Raw genomic sequence first — 14,862 nt, 5'->3', positions numbered from 1 at the left:
GCGCTGACCGCGGGCGTGAAGTTCCGGTGGCTGTCCGGCCCGCCGAGCCATAATACTAATGAAAATCGTTTCCATTAGAAAGTAGCAGATCGCGGCGGCTTAGGCGCGGGCGAGGACGCGCTGTAGCGTCGGCGAGCGTGAGTCCCACACCGCGCCGGCGTGCGACTCTGGCGTCGTTGGCGGCCGAACTGAAAGTCTCTCGAACCACCATCTCGAACGCCTTCAACCGGCCCGATCAGCTCTCGCCCGACCTTCGCGAGCGGGTGCTCGCGACGGCCAAGCGGCTGGGCTACGCGGGACCCGACCCGGTGGCGCGGTCGTTGCGCACCCGCAAGGCCGGTGCGGTCGGCTTGTTGATGGCCGAGCCGCTGACGTATTTCTTCAGCGACCCGGCGGCGCGCGATTTCGTCACGGGAGTGGCGCAGTCGTGCGAAGAACAGGGGCAGGGCCTGCTGCTGGTGGCCGTCGGGCCCAGCCGCAGCCGCGAGGACGGCGAGGCCGCGGTGCTGGCCGCCGGGGTGGACGGCTTCGTGGTGTACTCGGTCCGCGACGACGACCCCTACCTGCAAGTGGTGCTGCAGCGGCGGGTGCCGGTGGTGGTGGTCGACCAGCCCAAGGGCCTGGCCGGGGTTTCGCGAGTGGGCATCGACGACAGGGCGGCGATGCGCGAGCTCGCGGCATACGTGCTCGGCTTAGGGCATCGCGAGATCGGGCTGCTGACAATGCGATTGGGCCAGGACCGGCGCCAAGAGGTGGCCGACGCGGACCGGCTGCGCTCGTTGACTTTCGACGTGCAGCGCGAACGCATCACCGGCGTGTGGGACGCCATGCAGGCCGCTGGCGTGGACCCCGATTCGCTGACCGTGGTGGAGAGTTACGAACACCTGCCGGAATCGGGTGGTGAGGCGGCGAGGGTGGCGCTGGAGGCCAATCCGCGGATCACGGCGTTGATGTGCACCGCAGACATCTTGGCGCTGTCGGCGATGGATTACCTTCGCGCACATGGCATTTACGTGCCCGGTCAGATCAGCGTCACTGGATTCGACGGGGTGCCCGAGGCGATCAGCCGCGGCCTGACGACGGTGTCGCAGCCGAGCTTGCGCAAGGGCCATCGGGCCGGGGAACTGCTGCTCAAGCCGCCGAGGTCCGGCCTGCCGGTCGTCGAGCTGCTGGAGACCGAGCTGATTCGCGGCCGAACCTCCGGTCCGCCGGTTTAGGCCGACGACTCCGAGTCGCCGATCAACAACCGCACGGCCAGGTCGAGCCGCTTGCTGACATCGGTCGCCGACGCGCGGCGGGTAAGCCAGGCCAGCAGGTTCGACAACCACACGTCGGAGATCACCCGGGCGATGTGGTACTGGTCCTCGGTCGGTTCGCCGTCGCTCATCGCGCGGGCGAACATGCTGTCGATCAGCTTCTCCACCTGGTCGACCTCGCTGGCCGCCGACGCGTCGGCGAAGACGTAAGCCCGCGTCATGGCCTCGGTGAGCAGCGGGTTGCGCTGCATCGCGCGGTTGAGCTTGCCGACCATGAAATTCAGCCGCTGAAACGGCGTGCCCCCGGCCATCGCGGAGCGGTCGGTTTTCGCGTCGATGCGTCCGAACTCCCGGCCCAGGGCCGACACCAGCAAGTGCACTTTCGAAGGGAAATAGCGGTACAGCGTCCCGACGGCCACGTCCGCGCGATCCGCCACCGCGCGCATCTGAACTGCCTCGTACCCGCCTTTGGACGCGATGGCCATGGTGGCGTCCAGAATGCGCTTGCGACGCTCGCGTTGTGCCTCCGAGCCAAGCTCGGATTCGGCCAGTACTGCCACGTTCATGACCTCGCGTGGCTGCGACTCAGGGACGTGGCCAGAGTTAGCGTTCGCGGACGACATCTGACGGGTTGCTCCTCTTTCGGGTGGTTCGTTCGCAAACGATAACCAAGTCGTGCGTGAATTTCCCACCTCCATCCCGCCGGGGCAGCGAGCTGTCCTGCTGCAATGGCGTTCGACGTAACGGTCGACCACTGGCACTATTAGAACACGTTCTAGTGGCGAAGAACGAGGACAGCCCGTGGCGCGTGATGCGTCTGGGCCGAAGTCTCTTCCGGCGCTGACCTCCCCACGGTGCCTTCGACGCTCCTCACGGCAGCGTGGTGATGGTGCCTGAGTCCAGTAGGTCGGTGTAGTAGCTGCCACCTGGATAGAAATCGGCCGTGATCGTTCCCGCGAACATGTCGGTGATCCAGCCACGCGTCAGACCCCATACCGCCGCCACATTCGCGGGCTTCGGACGACCGCATACCAGGTTTTCGTAACCCGGCGACGACATGCCGAGCGCGTCGCCGTGGGCGCCGGTGGTCACCTTCACCCCGAGAAACGCTCGATTGGGCAGATACCGTTCGAGTGCCCTGGTGCCGCTTCGGAAGGCGTTGCAGAGCAGGTGCGGTGACGCCGTGGCGTAGATCGGCAGGGTGGTGGTGGCCAGCCCGGCCAACGCTTTGTCGGTATTAGAGCCGATAAATGACTTAACGCCGTCTTCGCTGATGATGCCGCGCAGCTGACTGAAGGTGGCCGGGTAGGCGCTGTGCAGGCGCTCGGCGACGTACTCGACGGCCTCCACCCCGGCCGAATGCCCCACGAACACCAACTTCTCGGGCAACGGCGGGACGGTTCGGCCCAGATCTGACGTCGCCGCCGCCAACGACGATGCCAAGGCGCCGTTCGGATCATCTTTGTGGGCAAACACATCGGCGATGTTGTCGAGGAAGCCGGTGTTGTCGATCAGGTGCTCCAAGGTGCAGCCGAGGGGATGGACGGTGGGCAGCGTGGTGGCCATCACGAGGTAGCCGCTGTTGGCGAGCTCGGTGGCAAACGCAGACCATACGAATTTGCCCTCGACGAAACCGTGCTGCAACCACACCAATCCGAGCGGCGGCGTGCTCGGGACATACCAGGTCGTCGGTACCTGGCGGGTCGAGGTCGCGCACGCAACGTCAGTGGTGCTGTCGGCCGCGATCGAATCGGCCCGGGCTGGGCGCGGGACGGCGACCATTGCGGCGATCGCGACCGCGCTCAGCACGGCCGCGATGGAGCAGCCGACGCGCGTGGCCAGCGAACCCAAGGTCATTAAGAAATTGAAACACTTGACCCCTCGAGTCGGGCGTGATCAGGCGCGAATGCGCCGCCGGGCGCCCTATGAATTAAGCCGAGCAATCAATGTCCGGACGCACGGACGGTGAGCGCGGTGGCATTCGACTTGACGGTCGATCGCTGGCACTATTAGAACACGTTCTAGTGGGCTGTAGCGTCCCTAACGGTCACGATGAATCAAGCACACGGAGGGCCCCAGGTGGTAGCGACCGTCACTGACGAACAGTTCGCGGCGCGCGAATTGGTGCGGGATTGGGCCCGCAATGCCACCTCCGGTCCCGGCGGGACCGTCGCGATCCGTGAGGTCGAGCAGGGCAATCCGGATGCCTGGCGTGCCGTGTTCGCCCGGCTGGCCGACCTTGGCCTGTTCGGGGTGGCCGTCTCAGAGGACGCCGGCGGGGCCGGCGGCAGCATCGAGGATCTGTGCGCGATGGTCGAAGAGGCGGCCAAGGCGCTGGTGCCCGGGCCGATCGCCACCACCGCGCTGGCAACCTTGGTCGTCACCGATCTTGAGGTGCTGTCCGCGCTCGCGTCGGGGGAGCGGTTCGCGGGCTTGGCGCTCGAGGGTGACGTCCAGTTCGACGGCGCGAAGGTGTCGGGCACCGTCGACTTCGTGCTGGGTGGCGCCGACGGTGGTCTGCTGTTGCTGCCCGCCGGCGAGGAGTGGGTCCTCGTCGACACTGCCAGCGACGGTGTGCGGCTGGAGCCGTTGCAGGCCACCGATTTTTCCCGCCCGCTGGCGCGCGTGGTGCTGACGTCGGCACCGGCGACCCCGATCGACGCGTCACGTCAGCGGGTCGAGGAGCTGGCCGCGACCGTGCTGGCGGCCGAGGCCGCCGGCGTCACCCGCTGGTCGCTCGAGACTGCCGTCGATTACGCCAAGGTGCGCGAGCAGTTCGGTAAGCCGATCGGAAGCTTCCAGGCCATCAAGCACCTGTGCGCGGAGATGCTGTGCCGCGCGGAGCAGGCCGAGGTGGCCGCCTCCGACGCAGCACGCGCAGCCCGTGGCGCCGGCGCTGCCGACGAGAGACAGTTCTCGATTGCCGCCGCGCTGGCCGCCGGCGTCGCGATCCCGGCGGTGAAGGCGAACGTCAAGGACTGCATTCAGGTGCTCGGGGGTATCGGCTGCACCTGGGAACACGACGCGCACCTGTACCTGCGCCGCGCGCACGCGATCGGCCGGTATCTGGGCGGGGCGCAGCGCTGGCTGCGCCGCATTACCGAGCTCACCCAGGACGGGGTGCGCCGACGGCTGAGCATCGACCTGACTGAGGTCGAGGACCAGCGCGGCGAGCTTGCCGCGACCATCGCCGAGATCGCCGCGCTGCCGGCCGAGAAGCGGCAGGTAGCTCTGGCCGACGCGGGCCTGCAGGCGCCGCACTGGCCCAAGCCGTACGGGCGCGCCGCGTCGCCGGCCGAGCAGCTGCTGATCGACCAGGAGCTGGCCGCGGCCGGGGTTGACCGACCCGACCTGGTGATCGGCTGGTGGGCGGCGCCGACGATCCTGGAGCACGGCACGCCAGAGCAGATCGAGCGCTTCGTGCCCGCCACCACGCGCGGCGAATTCCTTTGGTGTCAGCTGTTTTCCGAGCCGGGAGCGGGCTCGGACCTGGCGTCGCTGCGCACTAAAGCGGTGCGCGGGGAAGGCGGGTGGTTGCTGACCGGGCAGAAGGTGTGGACGTCGGCCGCGCACAAGGCGGCCTGGGGCGTGTGCCTGGCGCGCACCGATCCCGATGCCCCGAAGCACAAGGGCATCACCTACTTCCTGATCGACATGAAATCGCCCGGCATCGACATCCGGCCGCTGCGCGAGATCACCGGCGACTCGCTGTTCAACGAGGTGTTCCTGGACAACGTCTTCGTGCCCGACGAGATGGTCGTCGGCACGGTGAACGACGGCTGGCGGCTGGCCCGCACCACGCTGGCCAACGAGCGGGTCGCGATGGCCAGCGGGACGGCGCTGGGCAACCCGATGGAAGAGCTGCTCGAGCTGCTGGTGAAGCGGGATCTCGACGTCGCCGAGCAGGACCGGCTGGGGCGGCTGATCATCCTGGCCCAGACGGGTGCGCTGCTGGACCAGCGCATCGCCCAGCTCGCGGTCGGCGGCCAGGACCCCGGCGCGCAATCCAGCGTGCGCAAGCTGATCGGCGTGCGCTACCGGCAGACGCTGGCCGAATTCACGATGGACGTCGCCGAGGGCGGGGGGCTCGTCGACCGCCGGGCGGATGGCGACCGAGCGGTGTTCGACTTCCTCAACACCCGCTGCCTGACGATCGCGGGCGGCACCGAGCAGATCCTGCTGACCGTCGCGGCCGAGCGGCTCCTGGGCCTGCCGCGCTGAAGCCGCGAGCGGCTGACGTAATAGGCCTAGGAAAACGTCGTGACCGCGCAGGTGCTCGGCGAGGTGATGTTGACCCCGCTGTAGACCACCTGGATGTGAGTGCAGGTGTAGACGGTTTCGTCGGTCTTGGGCTGGCCGGTACCCCAGTCGGTGGAGTCGATGCGCCCGGTCGTCTGGTACTTGTCCGGCGGTCCTTCACCGAAGTAGACGGTCGTGATCTCGTCGGTCCCCATCGATTTCATCACCCGCTCGTACTGCCCGGTGGCGTGCGCGTCCAGGTAGGCCATCCGGTTGTTCGACCGGATCTCAGTGGTCTGGCGTGCCCACAGGCCCGGCGGGAATCCGATCACCCCGCCGTCGGGCGCGCGGGTGTCGGCCCCGGCGATGAAGTCGCAATGGCCATCGGACTTGAAGCAGTTGAGGAACATATGCGTCTCCAGCTGGTTCGGGCCGTCCAGCGGAAACAGCGTGGTCGCGGTGTTGCTCGCCGCGCCGGCCGCGGGAGCCGGCACGAAAGTCAACATCAGTCCGACGGCTGCCAAACCCGTTACCGATCGCATCACCGGCGATTCCTTCCGTCGAACCCATCGAGCGACTATTCGTCGTAAGTGACTTCTACCGAATCAGATTCCGGGTGAGATTGACAGGCCAGAATTAGCCCCTCGTCGAGGTCCTGCTGCTCGAGCACGTCGTTGACCTCCATGTTGACTTTGCCGCTGCGCAACGTGCAGGCGCAGGCACCGCAGTGACCTTCCCGGCAGGAGAACGGCGCGTCGAGACCCTTGGCGAGCAGTACGTCGAGCAGTTTGGCGCTGCGCGGCCACGACACGGTGTGGGTCTCGCCGTCCAGTTCCACCACCGCGGTGGCCGGCGGCTGGTCGCCCTCGTCGGTGTCCTCGATCGTCACCGCGGCGAACGGATCAGACTCCAGCGACTTGAATACCTCGATATGCACTTGCGGCGCAGGCACTTTTAGCGTCTCCAGCGCCTGGCGGGCGGCGTCCATGAACGGGCCCGGCCCGCAGATGAAGGCGTGCCGATCGGTGAACGGCGTGGCCAGCTTCGCCAGCGCCGCGGCGCTGGGCAGACCCTGCAGCGATTCCAGCCAGTGCAGCACCGTGAGCCGGTCGGGATACTTGGCGGCCAGTTCGCGCAGCCCATCGGCGAAGATCACCGAGCCTTCGCCGCGGTTGGCGTAGACCAGCGTCACCTGTCCGCTGCCCTCGGACAGCGCCGACTTACAGATCGACATGATCGGGGTGATCCCGCTGCCGGCGGCCAGCAGCAGGAAATCCTGGTCGAGCGTCTTGGGAACGAAGTTGCCCGACGGGGCCAGCACGTGGATCCGCATGCCCTGGCGTGCGTTGTCGCATAGCCAGTTGGACGCATATCCGTCCGCGGTGCGCTTCACCGTGACCGCGAGCGCATCATCGGTGAACGGCGAGCTGCACAACGAGTAGCAGCGTGCCACCGAGCCGGTGCGGTCGCTGGGCACCCGCAGTGTCAGGAACTGGCCGGGCGCGTAACGCAGCCGCTCGGGCGGGATCTCCGGGTCGCCCGATGCGTCCGGCACCGCGAAAACCAGCGAGCGCGCGTCGTCGGTCTCGTCGATGACCTCGGCGATCTGCAGTTCAAGGACGTGGTCGCCGAGCGGCTCGTCCAGGTCTGCTTTCGTCAAGACCCGCCCTCCCTTTCATGACAACTAGAACATGTTACAGAAAACCCGATTCATATCGCTACCAGGCGCAGGCATACCCTGCTCGACACAAATCAGAACATGTTCTAGTCTGCTGTGTAAGTCCACTGAGTAAGTCTGGCCCAGGAGGCAAACCTAGTGACGTCCATTCAACAGCGTGATGCGCAGTCGGTCTTAGCGGGGATCGACGATCTGCTTCCCAGGATCCGGGAGCGCGCTCAGGCGACAGAGGACCTGCGCCGGCTGCCCGAGGAGACCGTTGCCGAGCTCGACGAAGTCGGCTTCTTCACGCTGCTGCAGCCCGAACAGTGGGGCGGTCTGCAATGCGACCCCGCGCTGTTCTACGAGGCCGTGCGGCGGCTGGCCAGCGCCTGTGGGTCCACCGGCTGGGTGAGCTCGATCATCGGCGTGCACAACTGGCACCTGGCGCTGTTCGACCAGCAGGCCCAGGAGGAGGTCTGGGGCGAGGACCCCAAGACCCGGGTCTCGTCGTCGTATGCCCCGATGGGCGCCGGGGTGGTGACCGACGGCGGCTACCTGGTCAACGGGTCGTGGAACTGGTCGTCGGGTTGCGATCACGCCACCTGGGCATTCCTGGGCGGACCCGTGATCAAGGACGGCCGGCCCGTCGACTTCGGCAGCTTCCTGATCCCGCGCAGCGAGTACCGCATCGACGACGTGTGGCATGTCGTCGGGCTGAAGGGCACCGGCAGTAACACCGTCGTCGTCAAGGACGTGTTCGTGCCGCGGCACCGGTTCCTGTCCTACAAGGCCATGAACGACGGCACCGCGGGCGGGTATCAGACCAACACCGCACCGGTTTACAAGATGCCTTGGGGCACAATGCATCCCACCACCATTTCGGCGCCGATCGTCGGGATGGCCTACGGCGCGTACGACGCCCACGTCGAGCACCAGGGCAAGCGGGTGCGCGCGGCGTTCGCCGGCGAGAAGGCCAAGGACGACCCGTTCGCCAAGGTGCGTATCGCCGAGGCGGCCAGCGACATCGACGCCGCGTGGCGTCAGCTCAGCGGAAACGTCGCCGACGAGTACGCGCTGTTGTCGGCCGGCAAGGAGATCCCGTTCGAGCTGCGCGCCCGCGCGCGCCGCGACCAGGTCCGTGCCACCGGCCGGGCGATCGCCTCGATCGACCGGCTGTTCGAGGCGTCCGGCGCCACCGCACTGGGCAATGACCAACCGGTGCAACGCTTCTGGCGCGACGCACACGCCGGCCGGGTGCACGCGGCCAACGATCCCGAGCGGGCCTACCAGATCTTCGGGAACAACGAGTTCGGGTTGCCGCCCGGCGACACCATGGTCTAGCCGTGACGGCGACTACGGGGGAGTTGACGTTCGAGTCCACCTCGCGCTTCGCGGAGGTGGACGTCGACGGGCCGCTGAAGCTGCATTACCACGAGGCGGGCGAAGGGAACGAGCAGACGATCGTGCTGCTGCACGGCGGCGGTCCGGGTGCGGCGAGTTGGACGAACTTTTCGCGCAATATCCCGGTGCTGGCGCAGCGGTTTCATGTGCTGGCCGTCGACCAGCCCGGGTACGGCCACTCCGACAAACGCGCCGAACACGGGCAGTTCAACCACTACGCCGCCCGCGCGCTCAAGGGTCTTTTCGACCAGTTGGGCCTGGGACGTGTTCCGCTGGTAGGCAATTCGCTGGGCGGTGGGACCGCGGTCCGGTTCGCGCTGGACTACCGGGACAAGGCCGGACGTTTGGTGTTGATGGGCCCCGGCGGGGTGAGCGTGAACCTGTTCGCCCCCGACCCGACCGAGGGCGTCAAGCGGCTGGGCAAGTTCTCCGCCGAGCCCACCCGGGAGAACCTCGAGGCCTTTCTGCGGGTGATGGTCTACGACCAGAAACTGATCACCCCCGAATTGGTCGAGCAGCGCTTCGAGTTGGCCAGTACGCCCGAATCGCTGACGGCGACTCGGGCGATGGGAATGTCTTTTGCCGGAGCCGATTTCGAGCTCGGCATGATGTGGCGCGAAGTGCACAAGCTGCGCCAGCCGGTGCTGCTGATCTGGGGCCGCGAGGATCGGGTCAACCCGCTGGACGGCGCCCTGGTCGCACTCAAGACCATCCCGCGTGCACAGCTACACGTTTTCGGGCAATGTGGGCACTGGGCACAGGTGGAGAAGTTCGACGAGTTCAACAAGCTCACCATCGATTTCCTGGGAGGTGCGTGATGAGCATCCGCTCGCTGGGCTACCTGCGCATCGAGGCCACCGACATGGCGGCCTGGCGCGAATACGGCCTGAAGGTCCTCGGCATGGTCGAGGGTAAGGGGACTACCGAAGGCGCGCTGTATCTGCGGATGGACGATTTCCCGGCCCGGCTGGTGATCGTGCCGGGCGAGCAGGACCGGCTGATCGAAGCCGGCTGGGAATGCGCGAATGCCGCAGGGCTGCAAGAGATCCGAAATCGTCTCGACGTCGAGGGCACGCCCTACAAGGAGGCCACCGCCGCCGAGCTGGCCGATCGCCGGGTCGACGAGATGATCCGGTTCTCCGACCCGTCGGGTAACTGCCTGGAGGTCTTCCACGGCGCCGCCCTCGAACACCGTCGCGTGGTCAGCCCGTACGGGCATAAGTTCGTCACCGAGGAGCAGGGCCTGGGGCACGTGGTCTTGACCACCCGGGACGACGAAGAGACTCTGCACTTCTACCGCGACGTGCTGGACTTCAAGCTGCGTGACTCGATGCGGCTGCCGCCGCAGGTGGTCGGACGGCCCGCCGACGGCCCGCCGGCCTGGCTGCGCTTCCTGGGCTGCAATCCCCGCCATCACAGCCTGGCCTTCATGCCGGGGCAGACTCCCAGCGGCATCGTGCACCTGATGGTCGAGGTGGAGAACTCCGACGACGTCGGGCTCTGTCTGGACCGGGCGCTGCGCAAGAAGGTGCCGATGTCGGCCACGCTGGGCCGCCACGTCAACGACCTGATGCTGTCCTTCTATATGAAGACACCCAGCGGATTCGATGTCGAATTCGGTTGTGAGGGAAGACAAGTCGAAGACAACGATTGGATCGCCCGGGAGAGCACCGCGATCAGCCTGTGGGGTCACGACTTCAGCGTCGGCTTCAAGGGTTGACCATGGCCGCGCCGATCGACCCGCGTACGTTCCGCAACGTGCTGGGTCAGTTCTGCACCGGGATCACGATCATCACCACCGTGCACGACGACGTTCCGATCGGCTTCGCATGCCAGTCCTTCGCGGCGCTGTCACTGGACCCGCCGCTGGTGCTGTTCTGCCCGACCAAGGTGTCGCGGTCGTGGCAGGCCATCGAGGCAAGCGGGCGGTTCTGCGTCAACATGCTGACCGAGAGCCAGAAGTACGTCTCGGCCCGGTTCGGATCCAAGGAACCCGACAAGTTCGCCGGAATCGACTGGCACGCATCAGAGCTCGGCTCGCCGATCATCGACGGATCGCTTGCCCATATCGACTGCACGGTGGCTTCCGTGCACGACGGCGGCGATCACTTCGTGGTGTTCGGCGCCGTGCGGTCCTTGTCGGAAGCGCCCAAGATCAAACCGCGGCCGCTGCTGTTCTATCGCGGTGAATACACCGGGATCGAACCGGACAAGACGACGCCCGCTCAGTGGCGCGACGACCTGGAAGCTTTCCTCACCACGACGACGCAGGACACCTGGCTCTAGCCTGTCGGCGCTCAGCCGTTTGTGCCTCGGTAGGTTTCCTGTCGGACTGCCTCCGGGCCGGTTCGCAGATCGTCACCCGCTGACGACCAGGCCGCGCTGCGGTCTGAGGTGAGTTCGTCGGTCTCGTCTGCTTGCTTGTCCTGCTTCGCGGTCTTCGGGTCGATGCTGTCGGCACGGTCGAACTGTTCCTGGAGTTGTTCGCGCGATGTCGCCGCGTCGTTCTGATGCTGGGCGGCCCGCTCCTGCAGCCGTGCGGCTTCGGCCGCCTTCACTTCGGCCTCCGCCTGCGCCGCACGTGCCTTCGCGGCGGTCTCCTGGGCGAGTGCTTCTCGGCGTTCGACCTTGGCCGACTCGACTCTTGCCTGCTCGCGAATCGCCTCGGCCTGCCGCTGACGGTGGCGTGTCCGGCTCTTGCTGATCACCACGACCAGAGCGGCAATCAGCAAGACTGCTACTACGGCTATCACAATCCACATTGTGTTTGTGCTCATCCTGGGCTCCGTTTTCCAAGGTGGGTGTTGTTGGCGCTGTGGCCCCTTGGACGAGTCCCCATATTGCACACAAATAAAACTACGAACTGTGTCGGATCGCCTTGCCGGTAAGTGGTTTCGATGCCGCCGTCTCGGGGCATTTCAGAGAGCATCACGGTGATGGGTTCCCGGTGGCCCGTTGAGGGGGCGGGCCACCGGGCCGATCCGAATTAACGGGTCCCCATATTCGACATATATCAAACAACGGCTGAAAGCGCTGCTTCCGGCAGGAATCTCTGCTGCCGGCTGCGGCCGGACAGTCTATGGCTACATGAAGTCCAAGGCCTCGACGGTCGCGATCGGGCCCTCATGCGTCGGCCGGTTCGCGCCACCGATCACATAAACCGTGTTGCCCACCGTGGCGACCACCTCGGCATGCCGCGGCGTCGGCATCGGGGGCAGCGTGCTCCATTTGTCCTCGGAGATGTCGTACATCTCGACGACGTTGAGCACGCGGGTCGGCTCTTCGCCGCCGACCGCGAGAATCCGGCCGTCGATATAGGTGGCGCCGTAGCTGCCGCGTGGTGTCGGCATACCGACGAGCTTGGTCCACTGTCCGGATTGCGGGTCGAACCGCTCCAAGGCCGCGGAGTTCTTGTCCGAGGACAGGAACCGGCCGCCGACGGTGTACACATAGGTGCCATCGGAGACCGCGGCGAGGTGTTCGCGCGGGGTGGGCATGTCGGCGGCGTCTTTCCCCGAACTGCCGTCGAACACCTCGGTTTGCGGCACCAGCTGCTTGGCGTTCTGCCCGCCGACGGCGACGAGCTTGTCGCCGACCACCGCCGCGGCCGGCGCCGCGCGAGCGTGCGTCAGCGGCGCTAACTCCACCCAATTGCCGCCGCGCAGGGCGAACACCTTGTTGGAACCGTCGGCGATGTTGTCGCTGGCGCCACCGAGGATGACCACCTCGCCGCGGTAGGTCGCGGCGGCCGCGTGGTGCAGCGGAATCGGCAACGGCGGCCCCGTTTCCCAGGCTCCGGTCTTCGGGTCGAAACTCTCGACCGTCTGCAGGGCGACGCCGTTGCGCAGGCCGCCCATGATCCAGATCTTGCCGTTGAGCACCGCCCACGCCATCATCAGCCGGGCGGTCGGCGCGTCCGGCAGCGAGCGCCATTGTGCGGCCGGCTGAATCTTGCGGGCCGGCAGCTTCAGTGCTTCGGCCGTCGACGTCGGCTGGCCATTGCCGATGACGCTCGATCCACCGATCGCGTAGACGGACTTTTCGACCGCCGCGACCGCCATGCCGTGTCGCGGGGTCGACATGTCGGGCAGACCCGACCACGTTTTGCTCATCAGGTCGAACACCGAAACGCTTTTGAGAACCTGCCCGCCGGACACGCCTCCGACGGCAACCAGCCGTCCGTCGGTGATGACGACGCCGAGGTCGCTACGCGCCTGGGGCAGTGGGGGCAACGTCGTCCAGGTTTTGGCGACCGGGTCGTACGCCTCGACGTTGACCTGGTCGGAGTCCCCGGTGGTGCCACCCACCGTGTAGACGAGCTTGCCGTCCGAGGCCGCGGCAAGCTGTTGGCGCGGGGTCGGTATCGGAGCGCCGAGGGTCCAGGACGTGCCGTCGAAGATTTCGGTGGTGTTCAGCAGTGCGCCGTTGGCGTCCACACCGCCCGTGACGACGAGGCGGTCGCCCACGACCGCGGCCGCTGCTCCCGCGCGTGGCTGCAGTAGCCGAGGCAGCTCCACCCAACGACTGTTGACGACTCGCCAAACCTGATCCGTCGCAACGCTTTTCCCGCCGACGCTTTTGAAGCCGCCGAGTACGACCGGGTTGCCCTGCCAGTTGACGGCCATCGCATCCTGCACGGCGACGGGGAGATCGTCGCCGCCTTTCCAGCTGTCGATGACGGGGTCGTAGCCCTCTTGCAGTGCGGTGACCGCGCCGTCGCTCCGGATCCCGCCGAATACCCAGATGGTTCCGTCGACCTGTGTCGTCGCCGTCTCGACGCGCGATACGCGATCGTTGGTGATCGGCTTCCACACCACCGGCGCCTGGGTCGTCGGCTTGCCCGCGACCGGTTGCTGGTTCTTGTTGTCGGGTGTCAGGAACAACAGACCGCCGACGACCAGCAACACGACGACGGCGAGCGCGCCGGCGACCAGCCCAATGCGGTTGCGCTTTTTGCCCGGCTCGCTGAACCACTCCCGCACCTTGACCAGGATCGGCTTGCGCCAGGAGGGTGGGACCGAACCGGACGACGGCGGTTGCCCCGGACCACTCGGTGGCATGCCGGATCCGCCGCCGCCCGGCGCCGAAGCACCAAGCAATGCTTGGGTTTCCGCGGCGGAGGCGCCCCTGAGGATGTTCGCCGCCTGGGTGAACTCGGACTGACTGGGAGCAGCGGGCTGCGGGCGCGGCGACGCGCCCCCGATGACGTCACCCGGTTGCCGGGTGGAGCCCGGGTCCGCGGCAGGGGGGACCGAGCCGGGAACGGTCGACGTCGTACCGTCCGGTGCCGACGCGAGGGCGTCGGTGGAGGCGATCGACGTCTCCGTGCCGCCGCCGGGCGGCTTGTTCAGCTGCCGTCCCGATTCGGTTGCGGTGTTGGTGATCGCCATCGAATCGGGTCGCAATCCGCTGAGCTTCTGTGCGGCCTGCAATTCGCGGCCGAACTCCGCTGCGGACGCGGGCCGTTCCGCCGGATCGATCGCCATCGCATGCTCGATCGCCGCGCAGACGGCTTCCGGGATTCCTTCCGGGCGCATGTCGGGAATCCGTGTCGTACTGATGCGCAGATACTGTGCGACGAGGTCCTCGTCGTTCTTGCGTTCATGGGCGGCCGCGCCGGCGATTAGCGCATAGATCGTGGCGCCCAGCGAGTAGAGGTCGGAGGCCACGGTGGCCGGCTTACCGGTCATGACTTCCGGCGCGGTGTAGTCGATTGTGCCCGAGAAGAACCCGGTCGCGGTTTCGTAACCACCCTCGATGTGGGCGATCCCGAAGTCGCTCAGCAGGGGCTCGCCGTAGTCGCTGACAAGCACGTTAGCGGGCTTGATGTCCCGGTGTAAGGTGCCGCTTCGGTGTGCGGTTTCCAGTGCGCCGCAAAGCTTTACGGCAATTCGCAATGCCTCGGGCCAGGCGGTCGGCCCTTCGCGGCGCAACCGGACCGCCAGGGAATCCGCGGACATGTACGGCATCACGATGTAGGGCCGGCCGCTGTCGGTCACCCCGACGCGCAGAATGTTGACGATGTTCGGATGCCCCGAGAGTCCGCCCATCGCATAGCCTTCACGCAGAAAGCGCTCGCGGCTTTCCTCGTCGATATGCGAAGGCAACACCTTGATCGCGACGTTGCGACCGAGCGCTGTCTCGTAGGCGCAGTAGATGACTCCTGCGCCGCCCCTGGCGACTTGGCGTGCGTCCTCGAATCCGGCGTCGGACAGTTCCGCGATGATGCCGCTGGGCGGCGCTGCGTCTTTGGGGGACCCATCACCCATATCCTTGGCGCTCAACTTCCCCGCGATTGTCGAATTC

At 66.7% G+C, this 14,862-nt stretch carries 12 protein-coding genes; 6 read left to right on the top strand and 6 right to left on the bottom strand.

What is annotated here, in order from left to right; translation table 11 throughout:
• Positions 1 to 137 precede the first annotated feature (137 nt).
• Positions 138 to 1,217, top strand: coding sequence for an Rv3575c family transcriptional regulator (locus MAAFP003_RS24985; protein ID WP_096290322.1), 1,080 nt, complete (start codon positions 138 to 140; stop codon positions 1,215 to 1,217).
• Here MAAFP003_RS24985 and kstR read toward each other — a convergent pair.
• Positions 1,214 to 1,816, bottom strand: a complete 603-nt coding sequence (gene kstR / locus MAAFP003_RS24980; protein ID WP_165796489.1) for a cholesterol catabolism transcriptional regulator KstR — start codon at positions 1,814 to 1,816, stop codon at positions 1,214 to 1,216. The genes MAAFP003_RS24985 and kstR overlap by 4 nt on opposite strands.
• Positions 1,817 to 2,126: 310 nt before the next feature.
• Positions 2,127 to 3,113 (bottom strand): alpha/beta hydrolase, encoded by a 987-nt coding sequence (locus MAAFP003_RS24975; protein WP_096290320.1) that lies wholly within the window; start codon positions 3,111 to 3,113, stop codon positions 2,127 to 2,129.
• Positions 3,114 to 3,335: 222 nt separating this feature from the next.
• Here MAAFP003_RS24975 and MAAFP003_RS24970 point away from each other — a divergent pair, with 222 nt between their 5' ends.
• Complete coding sequence (locus MAAFP003_RS24970) at positions 3,336 to 5,477, top strand: acyl-CoA dehydrogenase family protein (protein ID WP_096290319.1); 2,142 nt, start codon at positions 3,336 to 3,338, stop codon at positions 5,475 to 5,477.
• A gap of 26 nt (positions 5,478 to 5,503) precedes the next feature.
• Here MAAFP003_RS24970 and MAAFP003_RS24965 read toward each other — a convergent pair whose 3' ends face one another.
• Positions 5,504 to 6,037 carry a hypothetical protein gene (locus tag MAAFP003_RS24965; protein ID WP_243394194.1) on the bottom strand — a complete coding sequence of 178 codons (534 nt, stop codon included), beginning with the start codon at positions 6,035 to 6,037 and terminating at the stop codon, positions 5,504 to 5,506.
• A 35-nt stretch (positions 6,038 to 6,072) separates the two neighbouring features.
• Positions 6,073 to 7,155 carry a ferredoxin--NADP reductase gene (locus tag MAAFP003_RS24960; RefSeq protein ID WP_096290317.1) on the bottom strand — a complete coding sequence of 361 codons (1,083 nt, stop codon included), beginning with the start codon at positions 7,153 to 7,155 and terminating at the stop codon, positions 6,073 to 6,075.
• A gap of 156 nt (positions 7,156 to 7,311) precedes the next feature.
• Here MAAFP003_RS24960 and hsaA point away from each other — a divergent pair, with 156 nt between their 5' ends.
• The 4 genes from hsaA to hsaB are packed head-to-tail and all read left to right on the top strand — an operon-like array spanning position 7,312 to position 10,842.
• A complete protein-coding gene (gene hsaA / locus MAAFP003_RS24955; protein ID WP_096290316.1) occupies positions 7,312 to 8,496 on the top strand; it encodes a 3-hydroxy-9,10-secoandrosta-1,3,5(10)-triene-9,17-dione monooxygenase oxygenase subunit in 1,185 nt (394 codons plus the stop codon).
• Positions 8,497 to 8,498: 2 nt separating this feature from the next.
• A complete protein-coding gene (gene hsaD / locus MAAFP003_RS24950) occupies positions 8,499 to 9,374 on the top strand; it encodes a 4,5:9,10-diseco-3-hydroxy-5,9,17-trioxoandrosta-1(10),2-diene-4-oate hydrolase (RefSeq protein ID WP_096290315.1) in 876 nt (291 codons plus the stop codon).
• Positions 9,374 to 10,276, top strand: coding sequence for an iron-dependent extradiol dioxygenase HsaC (gene hsaC, locus MAAFP003_RS24945; protein WP_096290314.1), 903 nt, complete (start codon positions 9,374 to 9,376; stop codon positions 10,274 to 10,276). The genes hsaD and hsaC overlap by 1 nt, the downstream gene beginning before the upstream one ends.
• 2 nt (positions 10,277 to 10,278) lie before the next feature.
• Positions 10,279 to 10,842 (top strand): 3-hydroxy-9,10-secoandrosta-1,3,5(10)-triene-9,17-dione monooxygenase reductase subunit, encoded by a 564-nt coding sequence (gene hsaB, locus MAAFP003_RS24940; protein ID WP_096290313.1) that lies wholly within the window; start codon positions 10,279 to 10,281, stop codon positions 10,840 to 10,842.
• Positions 10,843 to 10,853: 11 nt separating this feature from the next.
• Here hsaB and MAAFP003_RS24935 read toward each other — a convergent pair whose 3' ends face one another.
• Complete coding sequence (locus tag MAAFP003_RS24935) at positions 10,854 to 11,333, bottom strand: hypothetical protein (RefSeq protein ID WP_207768609.1); 480 nt, start codon at positions 11,331 to 11,333, stop codon at positions 10,854 to 10,856.
• Between the two features lie 306 nt (positions 11,334 to 11,639).
• On the bottom strand, positions 11,640 to 14,825 hold the full coding sequence (locus tag MAAFP003_RS24930; protein WP_096290312.1) for a serine/threonine-protein kinase: 3,186 nt from the start codon (positions 14,823 to 14,825) through the stop codon (positions 11,640 to 11,642).
• Between the last annotated feature and the right edge of the window lie 37 nt (positions 14,826 to 14,862).

Origin of the sequence: Mycobacterium ahvazicum (assembly GCF_900176255.2) — a bacterium.
In the GTDB taxonomy this organism is placed as follows: Bacteria; Actinomycetota; Actinomycetes; order Mycobacteriales; family Mycobacteriaceae; genus Mycobacterium; species Mycobacterium ahvazicum.
This window is presented reverse-complemented; position numbering and strand designations above follow the sequence as displayed.

Bases quoted from the DNA above. Each gene is read 5' to 3' on its own strand.
- MAAFP003_RS24935 (WP_207768609.1), bottom strand. From the start codon at position 11,333: ATGAGCACAAACACAATGTGGATTGTGATAGCCGTAGTAGCAGTCTTG.
- hsaB (WP_096290313.1), top strand. From the start codon at position 10,279: ATGGCCGCGCCGATCGACCCGCGTACGTTCCGCAACGTGCTGGGTCAG.
- hsaC (WP_096290314.1), top strand. From the start codon at position 9,374: ATGAGCATCCGCTCGCTGGGCTACCTGCGCATCGAGGCCACCGACATG.
- MAAFP003_RS24930 (WP_096290312.1), bottom strand. From the start codon at position 14,825: ATGGGTGATGGGTCCCCCAAAGACGCAGCGCCGCCCAGCGGCATCATC.
- MAAFP003_RS24965 (WP_243394194.1), bottom strand. From the start codon at position 6,037: ATGCGATCGGTAACGGGTTTGGCAGCCGTCGGACTGATGTTGACTTTC.
- MAAFP003_RS24975 (WP_096290320.1), bottom strand. From the start codon at position 3,113: ATGACCTTGGGTTCGCTGGCCACGCGCGTCGGCTGCTCCATCGCGGCC.